The sequence below is a fragment of the Pseudomonas sp. LBUM1678 genome (genome assembly GCF_059695575.1).
Genome location: NZ_CP166775.1, coordinates 3,044,537 through 3,068,859 on the forward strand (window position 1 = coordinate 3,044,537; position 24,323 = coordinate 3,068,859).

Genomic DNA, 24,323 nt, shown 5'->3' on the forward strand with positions numbered 1-24,323 from the left:
TCCCCCCAGACAATCACCTCAATCGAGGCCGTGCAGCAAACTGAACTCGTTTTTTGTCAGCGGCGTGAACCGGTTGTTTCGAAGTTGGCCGATGGCATACAGCGCACGACCGGTGCGACCGTTACCGTCGCCCAAACCGTGGAAACCCACGACGGTCGCCAACAAATGTTTGTCGAAATGCTCATGGCCGGTGTCCAGTGTTTTCAGATGCTGTTCCATCGCCGCGAATCCGCTGATGTTGCTGGCGTATTTCTTGTCATTGACGCCGATGCGCACGATGTCCGAGGTGGCAGGTGCAATCCGTGCGTGCACCTCTTTGATGACGGCCGGATCGGTCAGCGATTTTTTGTTGCCCGCATACTCGCGCAGTACCCGAACGATGCTGTCAACGTCATTACCTGGAGAGGTTGAACCGTTGACTATCCAGGCGCCGGCCCGCTGCGAATTATCGGTCAAGCCGTTGGGGTTGAACGCTGATTCCGGCATGACCTGGTTGAATGGCGCCTTACCCAGATCCTGCTTCAGCACGTTCTGCTGGTAGCCCTTCATGTAATTGACGTTTTTTGCTTCGACTTGGGCATAGGTTGCCAGCGTATCGGCATAACCCTGGGCACCTGACGCGGAACGTGCGGTGGTGTAGCCGTATTGAGATTTGTCCAGGACTGCCTTGAACAGGTCATCGACAGCCGTTCGGCCGATCAATGCCTCCAGGTCTTGCGCCTGCTTGAATTTGGACGCCGATTCAACAACCGCATTCTTGAACAACTGCTCCAGTTCGACAGGTGAGGCGCCTTCCGGTAAGCGATTATTCTTGTTACCCAGACGGGTCACAATCTGTTCGACGGTCGCAATGTTGTCATCTTTGAATAGCGCACGCCCATGGGCAACCGTGTCCAGGGACATACGGATCCGGGGTGCCGAGCCCGTATGGTCGATGGCTTTGATCAGGTTGTAGCTGTTTGTACCGGTGAGATAACGCAGTTGCTGTCTGGCAGCGTGTGACTCGGAGAGGACGTTGCCGCTTAATTTCGTTACGCTCCGGCCTAGTAGTTTGGCGCCACCCTTGAGCAGTTGAGGTACACCGCTAACAGGGTTGAAAAGACCGACGGCGGTGCTGGCAACAACTTTGGAGGCAGACAGCAGTTTCGAAACCAGGGTCACGGCTTTTGCGCTGATAGCGGCAATTCTTACACCGATCACCGCGACGGAAATCAGCAGGACCGCTGCGTCCATGACGCAACCCAGAAGTGCGCCCCTTTGTTTTGCCAGATCACCCGAGGTCAGCGCCTCTATACACCCTTTGAATGGAATGATCAGGTTCAAAATTACATTGAACACAGCGTCGGTTTTTTCAATCGCTTTTTCACGTTGCGTCGAGTCGAGGCCCAGTTCCTTGAGTTCATCTTCAGTGAAATGAGGGTTCTCTTTAGCAATAAGGGTGCTGATAGTTTTCTTGCGTTCAGAACGGAAGTAGCGATTCGGCGACGAGGAGTCCGCGTCATCTGTCGAAGCCTTGAACTCACCGATCTTGCGAATGAACAGATCAGTGCGGACATTTTCGCGGGGCTCTATGTTTTCTTTATAAGCACGCATGTCCAGCGGGGCTCTCAGGAACTCTTTCTGGTTTACAAAATCAGCTTCGGTTGCAAAATCATCTGCCGTCAGAAGGGGACGAAAGGTATCGCTGAGTTCTTCGCGGAACTTGCATTCCATTCGCATAGGGAAAATTTGGTAGCAACGAATTTTTGAATCAAGTACTGCGCAGAGAAGCACGCCGTAACGACCGGTTTTTCCAGGCAAAGAAGTAAGGGGTCTGACAGCACCTCCGGGATTAGGCAAATCCGGAAACCGGGTGGTGGTGTGTTCTTGAACGCAGTAAACACCCAAGTGGCCATCTTCGATGAACTGCCTATCCAGCGGTCTGAGTTGCGAAAACGCGACATTTATTGTGGCGGCCATCGCTTCCAGCATTGCGTTGTGATGGTTGTGAATGGCCTGTTCGTATAAGTCAGCAACGGGATACAGACGGGCCAAGTCAGGGAACGCCTGGTAAATACTTTTACCGGTTGCTCGGTCCCAATCCTGGCTATCAAGTTCATCACCCATGTAAAGGTCTAACACCGATACGTTTCTCCCGGCGCCTCCACCTGTGCCACGATGCTTGACCAGTAGTTCGTCCGGGTCGCAGGCAGGCACTTGGGATGTGAGTTCTTTCAGAGCCAAAGGCTTGCGGTGGGGCAGTGGCTTGTCAAGTTGGCTCAGAGCGTTCGTCATCATATCGACGTGTTGTCGATACTCTTCCAGTGCAAGGGTAACGGCCTCCTGACTCAGATGACCCTCGGCGTCGCGGGCAATAAGCCGGTTAGTCAACGCCCACGTGATCACCGGGTCAGTCGAGTGCGAGGCGAACAATGTGTTCAATTCAGGGCTCAATTCCGATATCCGGCCAAACCCTAGCAGGTGCTGATACGTCATGCTTCGGGATACGCCCGGAGCAATCGATTCGGCAAAATGGACGGCTTGGGTGAACACGACCCATGCAGGTGTTCCCACACGCAATTCGGAAGGCACATCACGGAAAAGGTATTGCGGAGCCATGCCGCCCAGGATTAGTTCTGCCACCAACGGCGCAAAGAGTTCATGAAGATTGAATTTAGAAATCAAATGCTGTTCAAGTTGCGTGCGCACCTCTGCTGGGCTGGCGAGTAAATAACGTTTTGAATAGAGATCGAAGCCGGCAAACGTGGTACCAGCCCGATCAGCGTCGGGGTCCAGGTCAAGCAGCATCGCCGCAATGATCAGCTGCTCAATAAACTGCTCTGTGGGTTTGGGGCCATTCTCATCGGCAAACCATCCTAAGGCGTCGAGGTATTCTTGCCCTCTGTCGGATGCCCACACGGCGATGTCGATCAGCCTCGCCATTCGGTAGCCTTGGCTGGTGGGAAATCCATCGGCGGAGCCGCTTTCAGTAATGAGCGAACCGCCCAGCAGTGTCACCAGAGGGACTTCCCCTGCCGTTTGGTCCTCGGAAACACTACGAATGATTGCGCGATTTTCTTCCGTGAGATTGAACGGCGAGTCTGCAGGAGCATCCAGCAGTTGCCAGTAATCTTGATACTGCTGGCTGTCCGGGAGTGTCGAGTTATTGATCAAGTCGATCAGCTCTCTGGCACTTTCTACCGTGGCAGGAAGTGGCAAGCCGTAAACGCGTAACCACTGACTGATCGCCATTTTTTCGGTGGACGTCACCCACCCACCGGTTAACTTGGCCATGCTTGCCAACAGTTGCAGATCTTCTTCGAAAGATTCGAGGCCGGCGAGATAGCGAGTGATGTCTGTGCGAGCAGAGAAATAGCCAACGGTAAGATCTTCGGAATCGACAGTGCGGGTACTTACATTCTCATGGGTGTAAAAAAGATGACCCCGCTCATCGACTTGAAATGAACTTGTCGGCGGGATGGGCTGTTCGGATCGGATCTTTAAAAAGTCAGGATGACGAATTAGCCTCGACAGGCACATGGCGGCGGGGCGATGCAGGTTCTCGAAGTGGGAGTCGGTAATACGATTGACCGATAAGCGATCCCACGACCACCCGATGCTTTCCATGACATATTCATCACCGAGGAAGTTGGTAATGGCGTCAATGACGGATTGCTTCTCACGGTGCTCGTTGGAATGAAACAGGATGTTGTCTGGATAGTTCAAGTTAGAAGCTCCGTCTTCTGGTGTTGAGTTGGTTGTAAAGTGGAGCGGGAGCTTAGATAAGAGGGTGGTGTGTTGTCATTTTAGTTATATGTCTAGGTATGACTTCCAAGTGGGGCGGTTCGTTTGTTGCAATACGGATAACCAGGTTTTTAATGTGTTTGAAATTAACTTAGCCGCGATACTGCCCCGGCGTCGCTGCCAAGTGCTGTTTGAATACCCGCTGAAAGTGCGCCTGATCGGCAAATCCTGCTTCCAGCGCTACATCAGCAATCAACTTGCCGCTACGCAATTGATCACGGGCGAACTGGATGCGCCGGTTGACCAGAAAGGCGTGGGGCGTCATCCCGTAATGGTGTTTGAAGGCGCGAATCAGATAGGACGGCGACAGTTGTGCCGCCTCGCAAATGTCCTCGAGCTTGAGCTGGAGTGTGCAGTGGTCGCGGATGTAGTCGGCGGCCCGTTCCAGCTTGAAATTGGGTTCGCGCAGCGGTTGATCGATCGGGTTGAGCCGCTGTTGCACCTCGGTAAAAAACTCCACCGCCGCACTGTGTTTGCACAACACGTCTTGCAGGGGATCCACCAGGATTTCGTACAGACCGTTGAGGCCGGCGAACAGGTTGCCATCGCGGGTGTGGGTGATGGAAAACCGCCGGAACGCAGAGTCCTGGCTGAAGCCGAGCTGATGCTGCAAATCGGTCAGCCAAGGCGTCTCAACGTACAACATCAGGTACGACCAAGGTTGATCGTCGATCGGATTACAGGCATGCACATCATCAGGGTTCATCAACACCACGGTGCCGGCGTTGACCTGGAACTGCGCTTGCTCATGAAGATAGGTACTGCGCCCAGCGGTGATCGCACCGATGGAAAAGTGCTCGTGGGCATGCCGGGTGTAGCAGACCTCGCGGCCGTCGGCGATGGATCGGGCTTCGATGAAGGGCAGGGCATCGTCGCGCCAGAAGCGGGGGGCTTTATCAGCGTCTTTGGCAACGGTGTGCTTCATCGTCAGCGTCCTCGGCAGGCCAGCAACGGAGTGTATTAGCTCTCGCCGTCAAAGGCGCGCTGCAAGGCGGCGATGTCGAGTTTTTTCATCTGCATCATGGCTTGCATGGCGCGTTGCGATTTCTTCGTGTCGGGGTCTTTGAGCATATCCATCATGGCGACCGGCACGATCTGCCACGACAGGCCGAACTTGTCCTTGACCCATCCGCACTGCTCATTCTCTGGATGGGCGGAAAGGGCGCCCCAGAAATGGTCGACTTCGTCCTGGGTCTGGCAATTGACCTGAAATGAAACCGCTTCGCTGAACGTGAAAACCGGGCCGCCATTGAGCCCTGTCATCGGCTGTCCATCGAGTTCGAAGCTGACCGTCAGCACCGAACCTTCAGGCATGCCATGCACCTCCTGGCCAGCCTTGCCGTAGTGGGTGAGGGCGGTGATTTTCGAATGATCGAAGATCGAACAGTAAAACCTCGCAGCCTCTTCGGCCTGATTGTCGAACCAGAGGCAGGGAGTCAGTTTTTGCACGCGTTGCATGGTGATGCTCCTCTACGGGTTACTCATGCTGGATTATCAGCGTAGCCAGCTTGTAGTCGATTGGCTGGACCGTAGATCGACATTTGCCAGCAGGCATAGCAGTGCAGAGTCAAAATGACAATCATGTGAGTCATATCGACTATTTGAGTAAGTAGTCGATATGACTCCGATTGCTTCAGGCTGCTGATTTGTATGGATTAAAAAACTGGCACGGGACTTGATAAGTAAAACGTACAACTGAACTGCATCAGGAGTACGGAAAATGTTCGATTTCTTCAGCAATCCTCAGAACGTTCTGCACTTGTCGAGTCGCGTATTAGGCGCAGGCCTGGCGCTGCTTTTGGTGGGTATCTACGGCGCTTACCTCTACGACGGTCATTTGCCGATTGTCGCTCTGGTGACGATGCATGCCATGACCATTATCGGGCCGACCCTGATCAAGATCGGCTATGTCATGCGCCTGCTGGCCCAGCATCGCTTGGGTAAAGGCCTGGTCGGGGCGGTGGCCTGATGCGCCGACTTTCCGCTGCGCCAGTCTTCAGTCTCGGCTTTCGACCGTTCTTTTTGGCCGGTGCCGGGTTTGCTGCGATCGCGGTGGCAATCTGGGCGCTTTGGCTGTACGGACGATTGCCCGGCGCGCAGCCTGTTGGCGGGATGCTGGCCTGGCACCGGCATGAAATGCCGTTTGGTTTTGCCACGGCAATCATCGCCGGCTTCTTGCTCACCGCTGTGCCGAACTGGACCGGACGCCCGGGCTTCAACGGCTGGCCGTTGATGGGGTTGGTACTGGTGTGGCTGCTGGCGCGACTGGCCTGGATGCTGCCCGTTTCCGATAGCGTGCTGCTGGTGTTGCAAGTGCCGTTTCTACCGCTTCTGGCTTGGGCGATCGGACGGGATCTGGTGGCGGCCGGCAAGCGCGACAACTACCCGATTCTGTTGGTGATTGCGCTGATGGCCGGCTGTCAGGGCATGACGTTGTGGGGGATCGCGATGGATGACGCGGGCCTGCAACGGCGTGGCGTGTTGGCGGCCTTGTGGTTGGTGGCGGCGCTGATGACGGTGATTGGCGGCCGGGTCATTCCCTTCTTCATCCAGCGCGGCTTGAACCGTGCCGCTGCACCCGCCGCTCACCCGTTGCCAACCAACGTGTTGTGGCTGTGCAGCCTGCTCGCGGCCGTGTCCTTTGCCGGTGGGTTGAACGATGCCCCCAGACCCTGGCTGGCCGCGTTATTTCTGCTGATAGGTGCATTGCATCTGCTGCGCCTGTGGCGCTGGCATGATCGGGGTATCTGGCGCGTGCCGCTGCTCTGGTCGCTGTACCTCGCTTACGCCTGGCTGGTGGTTGCCGCGTTGGCGATGGCGTTGTGGCATGCGGGCTTGATGCCACAGCAAAGTCTGGCCACACACGCCTTGGCGGTCGGCGGTATCGGCGGGTTGATTCTGGCGATGATCGCGCGGGTCAGCCTCGGTCATACCGGGCGCCTGTTGCAGCCGTCGAACGCCGTGGTCCTGGGGTTTGCCTTGCTGGTGATCGCTGCGGCGAGCCGGGTGTTTCTTGTGCCGTTTTCCGGGGTCGGGCTAGGCCTTTCGGCGCTGCTTTGGAGCAGTGCTTTCGGCCTTTTTCTCTTGCACTACACCGGCATCTTGCTCAAGCCGAGGCTCTAACGCGCCAGAACTCCCTTATCAGCAATCCACTGCGTGGCCATATCGATGAAGGCGCGCAGTTTCGGTTGAGTCTGAGTACGGCTGGGGAAGTACAGGTACAACGCCGAACTCAGCGGCACAAATGGCTGCAGCACTCGCTCCAGCTGACCGTTCGCCAGCTCGTCGATGATCTCCAGGTTGCAGGCGTAAGCTAGTCCGAGCCCGTTTCGGGCTGCGGAGACCAGTAGCTTGCGATCGTTGACGATCACGCCACTCTCGACGCCCACCGTGAAGTCTCGCCCATCGCGGCGAAACTCCCAGCGATGCGCGCTGCCGGAGTTGGCGAAGCGAAAGCCGATGCACTCATGCCGGGTCAGCTCTTCCGGGCTGAGCGGTTTGCCGGCCTTGGCGAAGTAAGCCGGCGAGCTCACCACCGACCATTGCAGGTCCGGTGTCAGGCGCACGGCGATCATGTCTTTCTCGATGGACTCTCCCAGCCGGATCCCGGCATCGAAACCGCTCTCCATCAGGTCGACCGTGGCGTCGTCCAGGGAAATGTCGAGGCTGACCTGCGGATAAGCCTGGCGAAACAGCGGCATCAGCGGCTCGATCAACAAGGCGCCGGACAGGCGAGGTGCAGTGATGCGCAGCGTGCCCATCGGTTGGTCGCGAAAACCGCTGAGCACTGCAAGGGCTTCATCGATTTCACTGGCCGCCGGACGCAAACGGGCGAACAGGCTGGCACCGGCCTCGGTCAACGCCACCCGGCGAGTCGTGCGCTGGAACAGCAACACGCCGGTGCGCCGCTCCAGCAGTTTGATCGCGTGGCTGACCGCCGTGGGCGTCACCGCCAACCGGGTGGCGGCGAGGGTGAAGCTTTTGTGCTCGGCCACCGCCAGAAACTCGGTCAAGCCGTCGAATGGGTCGTGATTCATGTCGGCGCCATTATGAAAGACAGTTTCATAGTGCTTGTAACACGAGGGCATTTTTCCGACCAATCTTCCTGCGTACCTTGTGCTCACCCCAACCCAAACAAGGAACTCGATCATGACCACTTCCCATAACTTCAAACGTGTCTGGCTCATCACTGGTGCTTCCCGCGGTATTGGCGCCAAGATCGCCGCCGCCGCGCTGGCCAACGGCGACGCAGTGGTTGCCACCGCCCGTGATGCCAGCAGCGTTACAAAGCGTTTTGGCACTCAATCCGCGTTGCTCGCCGTGTCCCTGGATGTCACCAACGAAGCCCAAGGCGTTGCGGTCGCCAAGGCTGCCATCGACCACTTTGGGCGCATCGACGTGCTGGTCAACAACGCGGGCTTCGGCTTGCTGGGTGCGGTCGAAGAAGCCAGCGCCGACGAAGTGCGGCGCGTGTACGAAACCAACGTCTTCGGCTTGCTGAACGTCACTCGCGCCGTCCTGCCGTACATGCGTGCCGCTCGCAGTGGGCATGTGATCAACCTGTCATCGGTGGGCGGTTACGCATCGGGGCCGGGCTTCGGCGTCTATTGCTCGACCAAGTTTGCCGTCGAGGGCCTGAGCGAGGCGCTGCACGCCGAGTTGGCCCCGGTGGGTATAAAAGTCACAGTGGTTGAGCCTGGTTACTTCCGCACCGAATTCCTCGAAGGCAATTCCCTGGTCGAATCCCCGTCGACGATTGCCGACTACGACAGCACCGCAGGTGAAGTGCGCAAAATTGCCAAGGCCGTGACCCTGAATCAGCCGGGCGACCCGGACAAGCTCGCCCAGACCATGATCACTCTGGTGGAAGCGAAAAAAGCACCGCTGCGCCTGCCGCTGGGCAGTGACTGCGTCGCGGCGATCGAAGCCAAGAACGCCTTCGTTGCCGATGAATTGCAGACATGGCGTGAAGTGTCAGTCTCTACCGACTTCTAAGCCCCATCACGGTCTGTAGCAGCTGCCGAGCCTGCGAGGCTGCGTTCGGCGACGCAGTCGTCGTGAAATCAGCCCCGCGGTGCGTCAGGAAAATCGCGTCCGCAGGGTTTACGACGACTTCGTCGCCGGACGCAGCCTCGCAGGCTCGACAGCTGCTACAAAGCAATCCAGTTCACCTTCCTTGTGTGACCGGTGGTCGATGAACCGGTCTCCCCCGGCAATTTGCGCTTAGCTGAAGGGATAACCCGAGGCGCGCGTAGGCATTCCGTTGTCACAGCGACGTCCCTTCAGAACACCGTGAGTCTGAGGAAATTCGCAATGCTGACCCTGAACATCAATGGCAAGGATCAGGAACTGGATGTCCCCGCAGACATGCCGCTGCTCTGGGTCCTGCGCGATGTCGCGCACCTGACCGGCACCAAATTCGGTTGCGGCATGGCCCAGTGTGGCGCCTGCACCGTGCACGTCGACGGCGCGCCACTGCGTTCCTGCATCACGCCCGCCACTGCGGTGGCCCACGGGCAAAAAATCCTCACCATCGAAGGCCTTTCCACCGACGGCTCGCACCCGGTGCAGCAAGCCTGGGCCGAACTCGACGTGGTTCAGTGCGGTTACTGCCAGTCCGGGCAGATCATGTCCGCCGCCGCGTTGCTGGCGAAGATCCCCAAGCCCACCGACAGCGACATCGATCAGGCGCTCTCCGGCAATATCTGCCGCTGTGGCACCTACCCAAGGATCCGTGCCGCGGTCAAACGCGCCGCCGAGATCGGTTGATGCCACGTTGACGGGAGTCATGAGCCATGAACAGCTTCAACCCTCTGTCACGCCGCGGTTTTCTCAAGGGCAGCGCACTGTTGGGCGGTGGTCTGGTGGTGGCGTTCGTCATCCCCGGCGCTCATCGCTTTGCCTTGGGGGCGGAGAATGAAGGCAATATTTTCGCGCCCAATGCGTTTTTACGGATCGGCAACGACAACGTCGTCACCGTGTTGCTCGGCCACTCGGAAATGGGCCAGGGCATCTGGACCGGCCTGACCATGTTGATCGCCGAAGAGCTGGACGCCGACTGGTCAAAAATACGCGTTGAACATTCCCCCGCGTCGGCGGCGGATTACGGCATGGCAGGGTTCGGCGGCATGCAGATCACCGGCGGCTCAACCTCGACCTGGATGGAGTTCGACCGCTACCGCCAGGCCGGCGCGGCAGCGCGCTTGATGCTGATCGATGCGGCCGCCAAGCGTTTCAACGTCGCGCCCTCGGCGATTCACACCGAGTCTGGCGTGGTCATTGCCGGCGACAAACGCGCGACCTACGGCGAACTGGCGGATGACGCCGGCAAGCTGCCGGTACCGGATCCGGCCTCGATCAAGTTCAAGGAGGCCAAGGACTGGAAGCTGATCGGCAAACCCACCAAGCGCCTGGACACCCCGGAGAAAATCACCGGCCGGGCCAAGTTCGGCATGGACGTGCAATTCGATGGCTTGATGACCGCCATGGTTGCCCGTTCGCCGGTCTTCGGCGGCAGCGTCAAATCTTTTGAAGGCGCCGAAGCGCTGGCCGTGCCGGGCGTGCACAAAGTGGTGCAGGTGCCTACTGGCGTGGCGGTGATTGCCGACCATTACTGGGCGGCGAAGCTTGGGCGCGATGCGCTGAAGGTCGAGTGGGATTTGGGGCCGAACGCCGGCCTCGACAGTCAAAAACTGCTGGAGAGTTTCCGCAAACTCGCGGCCACCCCCGGCACCTCGGCCAGTAAGGCCGGCGATACCACTGCCGCACTGGGCAAAGCCGCCAAGACCATCGACGTCGAATACAGCGTGCCGTACCTGGCCCACGCGCCGATGGAACCGCTCAACTGCACGGTGAAAATCTCCAAGGACAAGTGCGAGATCTGGACCGGCACGCAGTTCCAGACCCTGGATCAAATGATCGCGGGCAAGATCACCGGGCTCAAGCCGGAACAGGTTGAAATCCACACTGAATTTCTCGGCGGCGGCTTCGGTCGTCGGGCCAATCCGACTTCGGACTTTGTCGCAGAAGCCGTGCAGGTCGCCAAGGCGGCAGGTGGGCCAGTGAAAACCGTATGGTCCCGGGAGGACGACGTGCGCGGCGGCTATTATCGCTCGGCGTTCCTGCATCAGGCGCGCATCGGCCTGGACGCCGGAGGCATGCCGATTGCCTGGAAGCACGTGATGGTCGGTCAGTCGATCATGGCCGGCACCCTGCTCGAGGCGACCATGGTCAAGGACGGTGTCGACAAGACGTCGGTCGAAGGCGTTGCCGACAGCCCTTACCTGGTAGGCATGGCCAATCACCAGGTGGAACTGCACTCACCGACAACCGGCATCAGCGTGTTGTGGCTGCGTTCGGTGGGGCACAGCCACACGGCGTTTGTCATGGAGTCGTTGATCGACGAACTGGCGGAGGCGGTCGGCAAGGATCCGGTGGACTACCGACGAACCTTGCTCAAGGCGCATCCGCGGCATTTGGGCGTGCTGAACCTTGCCGTCGAGAAAGCCAACTGGAAGGCGCCATTGCCGGACGGCCACGCGTTGGGCGTGGCAGTGCATGAATCTTTCGGCAGCTACGTGGCCCAGGTCGCTGAAGTGTCCCAGGACAATCTGGCGATTCGGGTGCACCGGGTGGTGTGCGCGGTGGACTGCGGGATCGCGGTCAACCCGATGAGCATCGCTGCGCAAATGGAGTCCTGCATCACCTTCGGCCTCGGCTTTACCTTGCACAGCAAACTGACGTTCAAGGACGGCCAGGTGGTGCAATCCAATTACCACGACTATCGGGTGCTGCGGCTGAACGAAATGCCGGTGGTCGAAGTGCATATCGTGCCGAGCACCGAAAGGTCCGGCGGTATCGGTGAAGCCGGTGTCCCACCCACGGCGCCGGCGGTGGCCAACGCGGTGTTCGCCCTGACCGGGCAACGCTTGCGGGAACTGCCGTTGCAACTGTCGGGGGTGTGACATGAAACGACATTTGATACTTGGCACGGTGGTGTTGATCGGCCTGGCTGTCTACGCCGAGCACGTGCTTGCTGACGACAAGGAAGCCATCAAGGCGTTTGATACCGTGCAAAAAGTTTTCCAGAGCCCGCGTTGCCAGAACTGTCATATCCCGGGCGATTCGCCGTTGCAATTCGACGCCGGGACTCCCCATGCGATGAGTGTGGTGCGCGGAATGGACGGCAAGGGCGCTGCCGGTTTGCCCTGCGCGACCTGTCACGCCGAGACCAATCCCCCCGCCAGTTACGGGCCACATACGCCACCGGGAGCGCCGCATTGGAGCTTACCGCCAGCCACACACAAGATGGCCTGGATCGGTCTGCCGGCCGACAGGTTGTGCGCGATGATCAAGGATCGTTCCAGTAATGGTGACCGAGACTTCGCGGCACTGATCAAGCACGTCAGCGAAGACAAGCTAGTGCTGTGGGGCTGGAATCCGGGCGAGGGAAGGGCGCCGGTGCCGGTGCCCCACGATATTTTCGTCAGCCAATTCAAGCTGTGGGCTGACGCGGGTGGGCCATGTCCGGTGGAGGGCAGTTGACCGGCGGTCCGTTAACAGGGAGTCAATCCGGGTACGCACGACTCTAAAGTGCATATCCGCCAATGGAGTGAGTAATGCTGATCCCAGGCAAACCGGTCAAGCGAGGTGCTTGCACAGACCCGATGCGTTCGCCACTTAAGGAACGTGAATTGCTGCGCGATCTGGCCCGCAAGGCCGAGCAAGAACTGACGGGCGTGCAGATGGCGAGCATGGACGAGTTGACGCTGCTGCCCAACCGTCACGGTTTCACGGCGCTGGCCCAACAGGGGCTGGACGCCTGCCAGCAATTGGGAATACCGGCAACGCTGCTGTATTTCGACCTCGATAATTTCAAGCGAATCAACTATCTGTTCGGTCGAGCCGAGGGTGACAACGCCCTGAAAACCTTTGCTGACGTGTTGCGAATTGCCTTTCGTGAAAGCGATGTGATTGGCCGGCTGGGCAACGACGAGTTTGTCGCCCTGCTGACGGGGGCAAGCGTTGTAGAGCTGTCGGCGATCATGGCACGCCTCGAAGAAATACTCGCCGAGCGCAATGCCACGGCGAATCGCAGTTTCATCATTCAGTTCAGCATTGGCCAGATCGAGTTTGATGCGCGGCTAAACCAGACAGCCGAAGACGTGTTGGCACTGGCCGATACGGCGATGCACGACACTCATCATTCTTGAGTGGCCCGGTGCAAAACGGCTGTAACGTGCCCGGCGGTTCTCAACAACCGGCCGTCGTCCCTGAACCTGCCGATCAGCTGTAATCCAATCGGTAGACTGCCTTCCGTGCGCTTCAGCGGGATATTGACCTGCGGCCAGCCAAACGCTCCCCAGAACTTGATGAAATCCGACGGTCCGGTGCTTTCCAGGCCCATCGGCGCAACCATTCCGCAAGAAGCACCGAGCATGGCGTCGAAGGGTTGGCAAAGCTCATTCAAACGTGGGGCAAGCACGGCCAGACGCACCTTGGCAGCGGATTCCTGTTCCCACGTTGTCGCCGCCGCTCGCTCGAACATGGCCAGTGTCGAGGGGCTCAATTGGGTACGGTGGCGTTGAAATTCCTTGGCCAGCGAGCGGGCACCTTCGCAATCGTTAATCAACTGATGGTCGTCGAATACACCGGCAAATTCGTCGGGCAGTTGCAGTTCGCTCACGTGATGGCCGGCGCGGCTCAACTGATCCGCTGCCTGCTCCAGAGCGTGGGCCACCTCGGGGTCCACCTGATCCCAGCGCGACGTGCGGCAGAAACCCAGTCGCAGAGGACGCCGCTCGACATCAGGTACAACGAAACCGGGAATCAACACGCGCGCCACGAGGTGCAGATCGCGTACCGATCGTCCATACCAACCCACGGTGTCGAAGCTCGGCGCCAGCGGTTTTACACCTTCCAGCGACACCAGTCCCAGCGACGGCTTGTAAGCGAAGAGGCCGCAATAGGAGGCCGGCTTGAGCAATGAGCCAGCGGTCTGGGTGCCCAGCGCCAAGGCAAAGAAACCCGCCGCCATCCCGGCCGCCGAACCCGCGCTGGAGCTGCCGGGCGTGCGAGCGAGGTCGTGGGGATTGCGGGTCGGGCCGGTGTGCATGTAGGCAAATTCGGTGGTGTGGGTCTTGCCCATGATCAGCGCGCCGGCCTGGCGCAACAGCGTCACCACGTGGGCGTCCCGGGACGGTTGATGGCCGTTGTAAATGGGCGAGTTGAATTGCGTCGGGTAGGCCGCGGTGTCGAAGATGTCCTTGATGCCCACGGGGATGCCGGCCAGCAGGCCACGGCCGTTGTTCTGCGCAGCATCGGCGCGTACCTGCCGGGTGTCGAACGAGACGAAGGCCTGGATATCCGGTTCCTGCGCCTGAATGCGCTCAAGAAAGGCTTCGGCGATGGCGGCAGCGGTGGTATCGCCATCGACCACCGCTTCACTGAGGGTGGTGGCGTCAAAGTCCGGGCGAATCATCTGGCGAACAACTGAGTGATGTTCTTGAATGCCTTGAACTCCAAAGCGTTGCCACAGGGGTCGAAGAGAAACATCGTGGCTTGTTCACCCACCAAGCCCTGAAAGCGGATACCCGGCTCGATCACGAAGCGAGTACCCAGGTCTTTCAAGCGCTCGGCCAGCGCCTCCCATTCCGCCATCCCCAATACCACACCGAAATGCGGCACCGGCACGTTATGTCCGTCCACGGCATTGGTGTGCGCGGCTTCCTGAGAAGCGTTTTTCGGCGCCAGGTGAATCACCAGTTGATGGCCGAAAAAGTTGAAGTCGACCCAGTGGTCACTGGAACGTCCTTCTTCCAGGCCGAACACTTCACCGTAAAAGTTACGGGCCGCTGCCAAGTCATACACCGGAATCGCCAAGTGAAAAGGGGATAGTTGCATCGGGTTCGCCTTCTTGTTGTTAGGGGACGAGGCTAAGTTTAGCGCTATGCTTTTTGATTGAAAGACGATAGTTTTTGCGTCGAGCTCAAAATATTTCGTTCAATCGAGACCGCCTTATGCTGCGCGAATTGAAAACCTTCATCGCCGTGACACGCTACGGCACGTTCGCGGCCGCCGGGATGCACATCGGCCTGACGCAGTCGGCGGTCAGCGCACAGATGCGCAATCTGGAACAGGCGCTGGGTATTCGCCTGTTCGATCGCACCGGGCGCCAGGCGATTCTCAATGCAGCAGGGCAGCGGGCGTTGCCGATGGCGCGGGAAATCCTCGAGACGTTCAGCCGGATGGCCGTCAGCGATGATGTCAGCGAGTATCGCGGCGAGTTGAAAATTGGCGCGGTGGCCACGGTCCAGACCGGTTTGTTGCCTCAGGCGTTGTTGCGGTTGAGGCAGCAGGCGCCGTTGCTTGAACCGAAACTGGTGCCCGGCGTGTCATTGAACCTGTTGAGCCAGGTGGACACCGGGGAGGTCGACTTGGCGATATTGATCAAGCCGCCGTTCGAACTGCCCAAGGAGTTGTCGGCGCAAGTTATCCGTCGGGAACCGTTTGTGTTGATTGTGCCAATGGACCTTGAGAGCAATGAACCGTTGCAGATCCTTGCGAGTCACCCGCACGTGCGCTACGACCGCAATTCATTTGGTGGTCGCCTGGTGACGCGGTTTTTGCGAGAGCAGCAGATTGAAGTGGGGGTGGCACTGGAACTGGATGAGCTGGAAGCCATCGTGAAGATGGTCGAATGCGGGCTCGGCGTTTCGCTGCTGCCCGAGGCCGGGTTGTGGCTTGAGCATGGGGCGAAGGTCAGGATTATCCCGCTGGGCGAGTTGACGTTTTATCGGGAGATTGTGCTGTTGCAGCGTTATAGCCAGCGGACACAGCCGATTCAGCAGCTGTTTGCCCTGTGCCTGACCCAAATCGAAAACTAACCACAACCTCCCCCTGTGGGAGTGAGCCTGCTCGCGATAGCGGACTAACATTCAAAAAATGATATCGACTGATACACCGCTATGGCGAGCAGGCTCACTCCCACAGGGGATTGCATCACGCCTGAAATCTCAGGCACAAAAAACCCGCCTGAAGAGGCGGGTTTTTTATTGGCTAACCGAAGATTACTCTTCCAGGCTACCCATCGCAGTGGTGTTGAAGCCACCGTCTACATACATGATTTCGCCGCTGATGCCGGACGCCAGGTCCGAGCAGAGGAAGGCGCCGGCGTTGCCGACTTCGTCGATGGTGACGTTGCGACGCAGCGGGGTTTGCGCTTCGTTGGCAGCCAGCATCTTGCGGAAGTTCTTGATGCCGGAAGCGGCGAGGGTGCGGATTGGGCCCGCCGATACGCAGTTGACGCGGGTGCCGTCCGGGCCGAGGGAACCGGCCAGGTAACGTACGCCAGCTTCCAGCGAAGCCTTGGCCATGCCCATCACGTTGTAGTTCGGCATGGTGCGCTCGGCGCCCAGGTACGACAGGGTCAGCAGGCTGCCGTTGCGGCCTTTCATCATTTCGCGGCCAGCCTTGGCCAGGGCCACGAAGCTGTAGGCGCTGATGTCGTGAGCAATGCGGAAACCTTCACGGGTGGTGGCTTCGGTGAAGTCGCCGTCCAGTTGGTCGCCCGGGGCGAAGCCGACGGAGTGCACGATGCAATCCAGGCCGTCCCACTTCTTGCCCAGCTCAACGAAGACCTTGGCGATTTCTTCATCGCTGGCCACGTCGCACGGGAAGCACAGATCAGGGTTGGAACCCCAGCTTTGTGCGAACTCTTCGACACGACCCTTGAGTTTGTCGTTCTGATAAGTGAAGGCAAGCTCAGCGCCCTCGCGATGCATGGCGGCAGCGATGCCGGATGCGATGGACAGCTTGCTGGCGACACCGACGATCAGTACGCGCTTACCGGCGAGAAAACCCATGTGTTGCTCCTCTCTTTCAGGTTATTGCGCAGTGGCTGGAGCCAGGAAAGCGGCTTCCAGCAACTGCTGTGTATACGGATGTTGGGGGGCGGCAAAGATACTTTGCGCGTCTCCCTGTTCGACCACTTGGCCTTGCTTGACCACCATCAGCTGGTGGCTCAGCGCCTTGACGACAGCCAGGTCATGGCTGATAAACAGATACGTCAGGTTGTACTTGGTTTGCAGTGAACGCAAAAGCTCCACCACTTGGCGTTGCACGGTGCGGTCGAGGGCCGAAGTCGGCTCGTCCAGCAGAATCAACGCCGGTTTTAGCACTAATGCCCGGGCAATGGCGATTCTCTGCCGTTGCCCACCGGAAAATTCGTGGGGGTAGCGGTTCCGGGTTTCCGGGTCCAGACCTACCTCCTTCAATGCCGCAATAATCGCTTGTTCCTGTTCCGTCTCGGTGCCCATCTTGTGGATCCGCAGGCCTTCGCCGACGATCTGGCTCACGCACATCCGCGGGCTCAGGCTGCCGAACGGGTCCTGAAACACCACCTGCATCTCCCGGCGCAACGGCCGAACCTCGGCCTGAGTCAGGCAGTCTAGCTGCTTGCCTTCAAAACGGATGGCGCCTTTACTGCCGATCAGCCGCAAAATCGCCAGACCAAGCGTCGACTTGCCAGAACCGCTTTCTCCCACAATCCCCAAGGTCTGGCCCTGGGGCAGGCTGAAATTGATTCCGTCCACCGCTTTGATGTGGTCGACGGTCTTTTTCAGAAAGCCTTTTTTGATCGGGAACCAGACTTTCAGGTCCTCGACTTGCAGCAGCGGCGGGCCAATTATGTTGGTAGCCGGCTTGCCGCTGGGCTCAGCTGCCAGCAGTTCCCGAGTGTACGGATGCTGCGGCGCGCGGAACAACTCTTCGCACGATGCCTGTTCGACGATGCAACCGCGCTGCATGACACATACGCGATGCGCAATTCTTCGCACAAGGTTCAAATCGTGACTGATCAGTAGCAATGCCATGCCCAGACGGGCCTGCAATTCCTTGAGCAATTCGAGGATTTTCAGCTGAACGGTCACGTCCAGCGCGGTGGTCGGCTCGTCGGCAATCAGCAGTTCCGGCTCGTTGGCCAGGGCCATGGCGATCATCACTCGCTGACGCTGGCCGCCGGACAATTCATGGGGCAGGGCCTTGAGACGCTTGTGCGGCTCGGGAATGCCGACCATCTCCAGCAATTCCAGGGTGCGTTTGGTCGCCACTTTGCCGACCAGCCCCTTGTGAATGCCCAGCACCTCGTTGATCTGCTTCTCGATCGAGTGCAGCGGGTTGAGCGAGGTCATCGGCTCCTGAAAGATCATCGCGATCCGGTTGCCGCGGATGTGGCGGATGGTCTTCTCTTTCAGGCTCAGCAGATTTTGGCCCGAATACTCGATGGTCCCCGACGGATGTCGGGCGAGGGGGTAGGGCAGCAGTCGGAGGATCGAATGCGCAGTCACCGATTTGCCCGAGCCGCTTTCGCCCACCAGTGCCAGTGTTTCACCACGCTTGATGTCGAAGCTGACGCCTTCCACCACCCGCTGGCAGTGATCGCCGACGACGAATTCGACGGCCAGGTCGCGCACTTCGATCAGATTGTCCTGATTCATTTCACTTCCTCGGGTCGAAGGCATCGCGAGCGGACTCGCCGATGAACACCAGCAAACTCAACATCAATGCCAGCACCGCAAACGCACTCATTCCGAGCCACGGCGCTTGCAGGTTGGATTTGCCCTGGGCCACCAGTTCGCCCAACGATGGCGCGCCCGGCGGCAGACCGAAGCCCAGGAAATCGAGGGCGGTCAGGGTGCCGATGGCGCCGGTCAAAATGAACGGCATGAAGGTCATGGTCGAGACCATGGCGTTGGGCAGGATATGGCGGAACATGATCGCGCCGTTCTGCATCCCCAGCGCCCGGGCCGCGCGCACGTATTCAAGGTTACGCCCGCGCAGGAACTCGGCGCGCACCACATCCACCAGGCTCATCCACGAGAACAGCAGCATGATCCCCAGCAGCCACCAGAAATTCGGCTGGACGAAACTGGCCAGAATGATCAGCAGATACAGCACCGGCAACCCGGACCAGATCTCCAGGAAACGCTGCCCGGCCAGATCCACCCAGCCGCCATAAAACCCCTGCAAGGCCCCGGCAATCACGCCGATGATCGAGCTGAGAATGGTCAGGGTCAACGCAAACAGCACCGAAATCCGGAAGCCGTAAATCACCCGCGCCAGCACATCGCGGCCCTGATCGTCGGTGCCTAGAAGGTTGTCGGCGGAAGGCGGCGCGGGCGCCGGGACTTTCAGGTCGTAATTGATGCTTTGGTAGCTGTAGGGAATCGGCGCCCACAGCACCCAGGCATCTTTGGCCTTGAGCAATTCGCGGATGTACGGGCTCTTGTAATTGGCTTCCAGCGGGAATTCGCCGCCGAACGCGGTTTCCGGGTAGCGCTTGAGTGCCGGGAAGTACCAGCCATTGTCGTAATGCACCACCAGCGGTTTGTCGTTGGCAATCAGTTCGGCGCCGAGGCTCAGGCCGAACAGCACCAGAAACAGCCACAGCGACCACCAGCCACGCTTGTTGGCCTTGAACAGTTCGAAACGTCGGCGATTGAGCGGGGACAAATTCATCTCAATGCTCCCGGCTTTCGAAGTCGATGCGCGGATCGACAAAGGTGTACGTGAGGTCACCGATCAATTTCACCACCAGACCGAGCAAGGTGAAGATAAACAGCGTGCCGAACACCACGGGGTAATCGCGGTTGATCGCCGCTTCGAAACTCATCAATCCGAGGCCATCCAGGGAGAAGATCACTTCAACCAGCAGCGAGCCGGTGAAGAAGATCCCGATAAACGCCGACGGGAAACCGGCGATCACCAACAGCATGGCGTTGCGGAACACGTGGCCGTAAAGCACGCGGTGATTGGTCAGGCCCTTGGCCTTGGCGGTGACCACGTACTGTTTGTTGATTTCGTCGAGGAAGCTGTTTTTAGTCAGCAGGGTCATGGTCGCGAAGTTGCCGATCACCAGCGCGGTCACCGGCAATGCCAAGTGCCAGAAGTAATCGAGGATCTTGCCGGCGGTGCTCAGTTCATCGAAATTGTTCGAGGTCAGCCCCCTGAGCGGGAACCAGTCGAAATAGCTGCCGCCGGCGAATACTACGATCAGCAGGATCGCGAACAGGAACGCCGGGATCGCGTAGCCGACGATGATCAACGAACTGGTCCAGACGTCGAAGTGGCTGCCGTGTCGCGTTGCCTTGGCGATCCCCAGCGGGATCGACACCAGGTACATGATCAGCGTGCTCCACAGCCCGAGCGAGATCGACACCGGCATCTTTTCCTTGATCAGGTCGATGACCTTGGCGTCGCGGAAGAAGCTGTCGCCGAAATCCAGGGTGGCGTAGTTTTTGATCATGATCCACAAGCGTTCCGGCGCCGATTTGTCGAAGCCGTACATGTGCTCGATTTCCTTGACCAGCATCGGGTCCAGGCCCTGCGCGCCGCGATAGGCGGAGCCGGCCACCGACACTTCGGCACCACCGCCGGCAATGCGGCTGGTGGCGCCTTCGAAGCCTTCGAGCTTGGCGATCATCTGCTCCACGGGTCCGCCGGGGGCGGCCTGGATGATCACGAAGTTGATCAGCAAAATGCCGAGCAAGGTCGGAATGATCAGCAGCAGTCGCCGAAAAATATACGCCAGCATCTGATTACTCCGTGCCCGCAGGGTCGGCTTGCAGTTTGGTTTCGACTTCTATCGCCGGTGTCGCGTCAGGTTTGACCCACCAGGTGTTCGTGCCGATGTCGTACTTGGGAGAGACTTTCGGGTGACCGATGTGGTTCCAGTACGCCACGCGCCAGGTTTTGATGTGCCAGTTGGGGATCACGTAATAGCCCCATTGCAGCACGCGGTCCAGTGCCCGGGCGTGGGCCACCAGGCTTTTGCGCGAATCGGCGTTGATCAGTTGTTCGACCAGTTGATCGACCACCGGATCCCTGAGGCCCATGGAGTTGCGGCTGCCGGGTTTGTCGGCCGCGGCGGACATCCAGAACTCGCGCTGTTCATTACCCGGCGAGTTGGACTGCGGGAAGCTGCCGACGATCATGTCGAAGTCCCGTGAACGCACGCGGTTGATGTATTGCGAGACATCGACCCGGCGGATCACCAGGTCAATGCCCAGGTCGCTGAGGTTGCGCTTGAACGGCAGCAGCACCCGTTCGAATTCGGTCTGGGCCAGCAGGAATTCGATATTCACCGGTTTGCCGGTGGCGTCGACCATCTTGTCGTCGACGATCCGCCAGCCGGCTTCCTGCAACAGCTGATAAGCCTTGCGCTGCTGCGTGCGGATCATGCCGCTGGCGTCGGTCACCGGGTTTTGGAAGGCCTCGGTGAACACCTGTTCGGGAATCTTGCCGCGGAACGGACTCAAAATTCCAAGCTGATCGGCGTCGGGCAAGCCGGTCGCGGCCATTTCCGAGTTTTCGAAGAAACTGCGGGTACGCACATAGGCGCCGTTGAACAGTTGCTTGTTGGTCCATTCAAAGTCCAGCAACAACGTGAACGCCTGGCGCACGCGCACGTCCTGGAACACCGGGCGGCGCAGGTTGAACACAAAGCCCTGCATGCCGGTCGGGTTGCCGTTGGGGATCTGTTCCTTGTTCAATCGGCCTTCGGTGACCGCCGGGATGTTGTAGGCGTTGGCCCAGTTCTTCGCGCTCATCTCCATCCAGAAATCGAACTGACCGGCCTTGAGGGCTTCCAGCGCCACCGTATTGTCGCGGTAGTAGTCGGTGGTCATCACGTCGAAATTGTAGAAGCCACGGTTGGCAGGGAGGTCTTTGCCCCAGTAATCCTTGACCCGCTCATAGCGTATCGAGCGCCCGGCCTTCACTTCGGTGACCTTGTAGGGGCCGCTGCCCAAGGGGATTTCAAGGTTGCCCTTGTTGAAATCGCGGTTTGCCCACCAATGCTTCGGCAACACCGGCAACTGGCCGAGGATCAGCGGCAGTTCGCGGTTGTTGGTGTGCTTGAACTTGAACAGCACGGTGAGCGGGTTTTCGGCGACCGCTTCCTCGACATCGCTGTAGTAACCGCGAAAGAGCGGGGCGCCGTCCGTGGTCAGCTTCTGGAAGCTGAACACCACGTCTTCGGCGCGGATCGGATGACCGTCGTGGAAGCGACCTTCAGGACGCAGGTAGAAACGCACCCAACTGTTGTCCGGGGCCTTCTCGATCTTGCCGGCGACCAGCCCGTATTCGGTGAACGGCTCGTCCAGACCTTGTTTGGCCAGGGTGTCGTAGATCATGCCGATGTCGTCGGCCGGCACGCCTTTGCTTATAAACGGGTTAAGGCTGTCGAAGCCGCCGAACCCGGCCTGGCGAAAGATCCCGCCCTTGGGTGCATCGGGGTTCACGTAGTCGAAATGTTTGAAGTCGGCCGGGTATTTCGGCAGCTCGTTGTACAGGGTCACGGCATGTTGCGGGGCGGCGCAGGCCAGCCCGGCGAACAGCAGACCGCTGGCCTGCAACAGCAGGGCGCGTACGGGTTTCATCGATCTTTCTCCGAAGATTTCAGCCACCACGCGGAGAGGCCCAGGGTGTAGGGCGGCGTGGTGACAAAGGCGAACCGGTTGCGGTAGGCCAGGCGGTGATAATTGAGGTACCAGTTGGGAATGATGTAGTGCTGCCACAGCAATACCCGGTCCAGGGCTTTGCCGGCGGCGACTTGTTCGTCGCGGGTTTGCGCGGCGAGTAATTGTTCGAGCAAGTGATCGACCACCGGGTTGGCGATGCCGGCGTAGTTTTTGCTGCCCTTGACCCCGACCTGGCTGGAATGGAAATACTGCCATTGCTCCAGGCCCGGGCTGAGGGTCTGGTTTTGAGTCATCAGGATCATGTCGAAATCGAACTGATCCAGACGTTGTTTGTACTGGGCGCGGTCGACGGTGCGCAGCCGCGCGTCGATGCCAATGCTGGCGAGGTTCTCGACGTAAGGCTGAAGGATGCGTTCCAGGTTAGGGTTGACCAGCAGGATCTCGAGCTTTAGCGGCTGGCCTTTGGCGTTCTCGATCCGTTGACCATTGAGCTTCCAGCCGGCCTCGGCGAGTAGCGCCAGAGCTTTTCGCATGGTTTCCCGGGGAATGCCGCGTCCATCGGTCTTGGGCAGGCTGAACGGCTCGGTGAAGAGCTTGGCGGGCAACTGCTCGCGATACGGCTTGAGCATCAGCCATTCGTGCCCGACCGGCAGGCCTGTCGCGGAGAACTCGCTATTGGGGTAGTAACTCATGGCGCGTTTGTACGCGCCGCTGAACAGGGTGCGGTTGGTCCACTCGAAGTCGAACATCAGCCCCAAAGCTTCACGGACTTTGGTCTCGGAGAAGGTCGGGCGCCGGCTGTTCATGAACAAGCCCTGGGTCTGGGTCGGGATCTGGTGCGGGATCTGCGCCTTGATCACGTCGCCGCGGCGCACGGCCGGGAAGTTGTAGCCGTTGTCCCAGTTCTTCGCCTGGTGTTCGATGTAGATGTCGAATTCGCCGGCCTTGAAGGCTTCGAAGGCCACATCGCTGTCGCGGTAGAACTCGACTTCCATGCGGTCGACGTTGTATTTGCCGCGATTGACCGGCAGGTCCTTGCCCCAGTAATCCTTGACCCGTTCGAAAATGATCTGACGTCCAGGCGTTACCGACGTGATGCGATACGGCCCGCTGCCCAGTGGCGGTTCGAAGGTGGTGGCCTTGAAATCACGACCTTTCCAATAATGCTGCGGCAGCACTGGCAACTCGCCAAGGCGCAGGATCTGCAACGGATTGCCGGCGCGCTTGAAGACGAACCGAATGCGCTGCGGATTGAGGATGTCGACCCGCAACACTTCCTGGAGGCTGGTGCGGTACTGCGGATGACCTTCCTTGAGCAGCAAACGGTAGGAGAACGCCACGTCGTAGGCGGTGATCGGTGTGCCGTCGTGGAACCGCGCTTCAGGGCGCAGGTTGAACACCACCCAGCTGCGGTCTTCGCTGTATTCCACCGATTGGGCGATCAGGCCATAACTGGAGGTCGGCTCATCGCCGGACGGCGCGTATTGGCCGGTGCCGACCATCAACGGTTCGTTGAGCTCGTTGATGCCGTACTGCAGGAAGTTGGGCGTGGAAACCGGGCTGGAACCCTTGAAAGTGTAGGGATTGAGCGTATCGAAGGTGCCAAACGCCATCACCCGCAACGTACCGCCCTTGGGCGCTTGCGGGTTGACCCAGTCGAAGTGGGTAAATCTGGCCGGGTACTTGAGCGTGCCGAACTGCGCATAACCATGGCTTTCGCTGATCGTCGCACTTGCGGGGGAGCTCAAGGCCAGGCTGATCAGCAGTAGGAGGAGGGGACGCTTCAAGTCAGAGATCCGATCCAGGCGGCTTGGGCTTTGTGGGCCGTACAGTAACAGCTTGTATCGACAGGAAAAAGACACTGGCTTAATGCGTTGTTAATTACACATGCGGCCCCTGTAGCAGCTGGCGAAGCCTGCGTTCGGCTGCGCAGCAGTCGTGAATTCAGACGGCGCGGTGTTTCAGTAAAACTGCATTCTCAGGTTTTACGACTGCTGCGCAGCCGAACGCAGGCTTCGCCGGCTGCTACAGGGATTTGAGCAAAACTTTGGGGGCAAAAAA

20 protein-coding genes are annotated in these 24,323 nt (G+C 59.1%); 8 read left to right on the plus strand and 12 right to left on the minus strand.

What is annotated here, in order from left to right; genetic code table 11:
* Window positions 1–18 precede the first annotated feature (18 nt).
* From ACA070_RS14090 to ACA070_RS14100, 3 genes are all read right to left on the minus strand, one after another.
* Window positions 19–3,705, minus strand: a complete 3,687-nt coding sequence (locus ACA070_RS14090) for a hypothetical protein (protein WP_497451654.1) — start codon at window positions 3,703–3,705, stop codon at window positions 19–21.
* A gap of 169 nt (window positions 3,706–3,874) precedes the next feature.
* Window positions 3,875–4,708 (minus strand): AraC family transcriptional regulator, encoded by an 834-nt coding sequence (locus ACA070_RS14095; protein WP_497451655.1) that lies wholly within the window; start codon window positions 4,706–4,708, stop codon window positions 3,875–3,877.
* 35 nt (window positions 4,709–4,743) lie between these two features.
* Window positions 4,744–5,241, minus strand: a complete 498-nt coding sequence (locus ACA070_RS14100; RefSeq protein ID WP_497451656.1) for a VOC family protein — start codon at window positions 5,239–5,241, stop codon at window positions 4,744–4,746.
* Window positions 5,242–5,503: 262 nt separating this feature from the next.
* On the opposite strand from ACA070_RS14100, the gene ACA070_RS14105 reads away from it, so the two are divergent.
* Window positions 5,504–5,752 carry a transmembrane sensor/regulator PpyR gene (locus ACA070_RS14105; protein WP_461959166.1) on the plus strand — a complete coding sequence of 83 codons (249 nt, stop codon included), beginning with the start codon at window positions 5,504–5,506 and terminating at the stop codon, window positions 5,750–5,752.
* A complete protein-coding gene (locus ACA070_RS14110; RefSeq protein ID WP_497451657.1) occupies window positions 5,752–6,906 on the plus strand; it encodes an NnrS family protein in 1,155 nt (384 codons plus the stop codon). Before ACA070_RS14105 ends, ACA070_RS14110 begins: the two co-directional genes overlap by 1 nt.
* Here the strand turns inward: ACA070_RS14110 and ACA070_RS14115 are convergent.
* A complete protein-coding gene (locus ACA070_RS14115) occupies window positions 6,903–7,820 on the minus strand; it encodes a LysR family transcriptional regulator (protein WP_497451658.1) in 918 nt (305 codons plus the stop codon). The two genes, ACA070_RS14110 and ACA070_RS14115, sit on opposite strands and share 4 nt — an antisense overlap.
* A 112-nt stretch (window positions 7,821–7,932) precedes the next feature.
* Between ACA070_RS14115 and ACA070_RS14120 the strand changes: the two genes are divergently transcribed.
* The 5 genes from ACA070_RS14120 to ACA070_RS14140 all read left to right on the plus strand — a co-directional run bounded on the left by ACA070_RS14120 (window position 7,933) and on the right by ACA070_RS14140 (window position 12,995).
* Window positions 7,933–8,778 carry an oxidoreductase gene (locus tag ACA070_RS14120; protein WP_497451659.1) on the plus strand — a complete coding sequence of 282 codons (846 nt, stop codon included), beginning with the start codon at window positions 7,933–7,935 and terminating at the stop codon, window positions 8,776–8,778.
* 318 nt (window positions 8,779–9,096) lie between these two features.
* The gene (locus tag ACA070_RS14125; protein ID WP_010459764.1) at window positions 9,097–9,552 is read left to right on the plus strand and encodes a (2Fe-2S)-binding protein; all 456 of its coding nucleotides are present in this window, start codon (window positions 9,097–9,099) and stop codon (window positions 9,550–9,552) included.
* A 26-nt stretch (window positions 9,553–9,578) separates the two neighbouring features.
* Entirely contained in the window at window positions 9,579–11,747 is a 2,169-nt protein-coding gene (locus ACA070_RS14130) for a xanthine dehydrogenase family protein molybdopterin-binding subunit (RefSeq protein WP_497451660.1), read from the plus strand.
* Window position 11,748: 1 nt separating this feature from the next.
* Window positions 11,749–12,327, plus strand: a complete 579-nt coding sequence (locus ACA070_RS14135) for a hypothetical protein (RefSeq protein ID WP_497451661.1) — start codon at window positions 11,749–11,751, stop codon at window positions 12,325–12,327.
* A 74-nt stretch (window positions 12,328–12,401) separates the two neighbouring features.
* Complete coding sequence (locus tag ACA070_RS14140) at window positions 12,402–12,995, plus strand: GGDEF domain-containing protein (protein WP_497451662.1); 594 nt, start codon at window positions 12,402–12,404, stop codon at window positions 12,993–12,995.
* Here the strand turns inward: ACA070_RS14140 and ACA070_RS14145 are convergent.
* The gene (locus ACA070_RS14145; RefSeq protein ID WP_497451663.1) at window positions 12,986–14,263 is read right to left on the minus strand and encodes an amidase; all 1,278 of its coding nucleotides are present in this window, start codon (window positions 14,261–14,263) and stop codon (window positions 12,986–12,988) included. The two genes, ACA070_RS14140 and ACA070_RS14145, sit on opposite strands and share 10 nt — an antisense overlap.
* Window positions 14,260–14,685: a VOC family protein gene (locus ACA070_RS14150; protein ID WP_497451664.1), complete on the minus strand. Its 426-nt coding sequence runs from the start codon at window positions 14,683–14,685 to the stop codon at window positions 14,260–14,262. Before ACA070_RS14150 ends, ACA070_RS14145 begins: the two co-directional genes overlap by 4 nt.
* A 116-nt stretch (window positions 14,686–14,801) precedes the next feature.
* Between ACA070_RS14150 and ACA070_RS14155 the strand changes: the two genes are divergently transcribed.
* Window positions 14,802–15,668: a LysR family transcriptional regulator gene (locus tag ACA070_RS14155; protein WP_497451665.1), complete on the plus strand. Its 867-nt coding sequence runs from the start codon at window positions 14,802–14,804 to the stop codon at window positions 15,666–15,668.
* Between the two features lie 183 nt (window positions 15,669–15,851).
* Here ACA070_RS14155 and fabI read toward each other — a convergent pair whose 3' ends face one another.
* From fabI to ACA070_RS14185, 6 genes are read right to left on the minus strand one after another with little or no spacing between them, the layout of a single operon-like run.
* Window positions 15,852–16,646, minus strand: coding sequence for an enoyl-ACP reductase FabI (fabI, locus tag ACA070_RS14160; RefSeq protein WP_008152082.1), 795 nt, complete (start codon window positions 16,644–16,646; stop codon window positions 15,852–15,854).
* 21 nt (window positions 16,647–16,667) lie between these two features.
* Window positions 16,668–18,278: an ABC transporter ATP-binding protein gene (locus ACA070_RS14165; protein ID WP_497451666.1), complete on the minus strand. Its 1,611-nt coding sequence runs from the start codon at window positions 18,276–18,278 to the stop codon at window positions 16,668–16,670.
* 1 nt (window position 18,279) lies between these two features.
* Window positions 18,280–19,299: an ABC transporter permease gene (locus ACA070_RS14170; RefSeq protein ID WP_010459784.1), complete on the minus strand. Its 1,020-nt coding sequence runs from the start codon at window positions 19,297–19,299 to the stop codon at window positions 18,280–18,282.
* Window position 19,300: 1 nt separating this feature from the next.
* Window positions 19,301–20,374, minus strand: coding sequence for a microcin C ABC transporter permease YejB (locus ACA070_RS14175; RefSeq protein WP_497451667.1), 1,074 nt, complete (start codon window positions 20,372–20,374; stop codon window positions 19,301–19,303).
* Between the two features lie 4 nt (window positions 20,375–20,378).
* Complete coding sequence (locus ACA070_RS14180) at window positions 20,379–22,220, minus strand: extracellular solute-binding protein (protein ID WP_497451668.1); 1,842 nt, start codon at window positions 22,218–22,220, stop codon at window positions 20,379–20,381.
* Window positions 22,217–24,049 (minus strand): extracellular solute-binding protein, encoded by a 1,833-nt coding sequence (locus ACA070_RS14185; RefSeq protein ID WP_497451669.1) that lies wholly within the window; start codon window positions 24,047–24,049, stop codon window positions 22,217–22,219. Before ACA070_RS14185 ends, ACA070_RS14180 begins: the two co-directional genes overlap by 4 nt.
* Window positions 24,050–24,323 lie beyond the last annotated feature (274 nt).

Bases quoted from the DNA above. Each gene is read 5' to 3' on its own strand.
- ACA070_RS14095 (WP_497451655.1), bottom strand. From the start codon at position 4,708: ATGAAGCACACCGTTGCCAAAGACGCTGATAAAGCCCCCCGCTTCTGG.
- ACA070_RS14100 (WP_497451656.1), bottom strand. From the start codon at position 5,241: ATGCAACGCGTGCAAAAACTGACTCCCTGCCTCTGGTTCGACAATCAG.
- ACA070_RS14105 (WP_461959166.1), top strand. From the start codon at position 5,504: ATGTTCGATTTCTTCAGCAATCCTCAGAACGTTCTGCACTTGTCGAGT.
- ACA070_RS14110 (WP_497451657.1), top strand. From the start codon at position 5,752: ATGCGCCGACTTTCCGCTGCGCCAGTCTTCAGTCTCGGCTTTCGACCG.
- ACA070_RS14115 (WP_497451658.1), bottom strand. From the start codon at position 7,820: ATGAATCACGACCCATTCGACGGCTTGACCGAGTTTCTGGCGGTGGCC.
- ACA070_RS14120 (WP_497451659.1), top strand. From the start codon at position 7,933: ATGACCACTTCCCATAACTTCAAACGTGTCTGGCTCATCACTGGTGCT.
- ACA070_RS14125 (WP_010459764.1), top strand. From the start codon at position 9,097: ATGCTGACCCTGAACATCAATGGCAAGGATCAGGAACTGGATGTCCCC.
- ACA070_RS14130 (WP_497451660.1), top strand. From the start codon at position 9,579: ATGAACAGCTTCAACCCTCTGTCACGCCGCGGTTTTCTCAAGGGCAGC.
- ACA070_RS14135 (WP_497451661.1), top strand. From the start codon at position 11,749: ATGAAACGACATTTGATACTTGGCACGGTGGTGTTGATCGGCCTGGCT.
- ACA070_RS14140 (WP_497451662.1), top strand. From the start codon at position 12,402: ATGCTGATCCCAGGCAAACCGGTCAAGCGAGGTGCTTGCACAGACCCG.
- ACA070_RS14145 (WP_497451663.1), bottom strand. From the start codon at position 14,263: ATGATTCGCCCGGACTTTGACGCCACCACCCTCAGTGAAGCGGTGGTC.
- ACA070_RS14150 (WP_497451664.1), bottom strand. From the start codon at position 14,685: ATGCAACTATCCCCTTTTCACTTGGCGATTCCGGTGTATGACTTGGCA.
- ACA070_RS14155 (WP_497451665.1), top strand. From the start codon at position 14,802: ATGCTGCGCGAATTGAAAACCTTCATCGCCGTGACACGCTACGGCACG.
- fabI (WP_008152082.1), bottom strand. From the start codon at position 16,646: ATGGGTTTTCTCGCCGGTAAGCGCGTACTGATCGTCGGTGTCGCCAGC.
- ACA070_RS14165 (WP_497451666.1), bottom strand. From the start codon at position 18,278: ATGAATCAGGACAATCTGATCGAAGTGCGCGACCTGGCCGTCGAATTC.
- ACA070_RS14170 (WP_010459784.1), bottom strand. From the start codon at position 19,299: ATGAATTTGTCCCCGCTCAATCGCCGACGTTTCGAACTGTTCAAGGCC.
- ACA070_RS14175 (WP_497451667.1), bottom strand. From the start codon at position 20,374: ATGCTGGCGTATATTTTTCGGCGACTGCTGCTGATCATTCCGACCTTG.
- ACA070_RS14180 (WP_497451668.1), bottom strand. From the start codon at position 22,220: ATGAAACCCGTACGCGCCCTGCTGTTGCAGGCCAGCGGTCTGCTGTTC.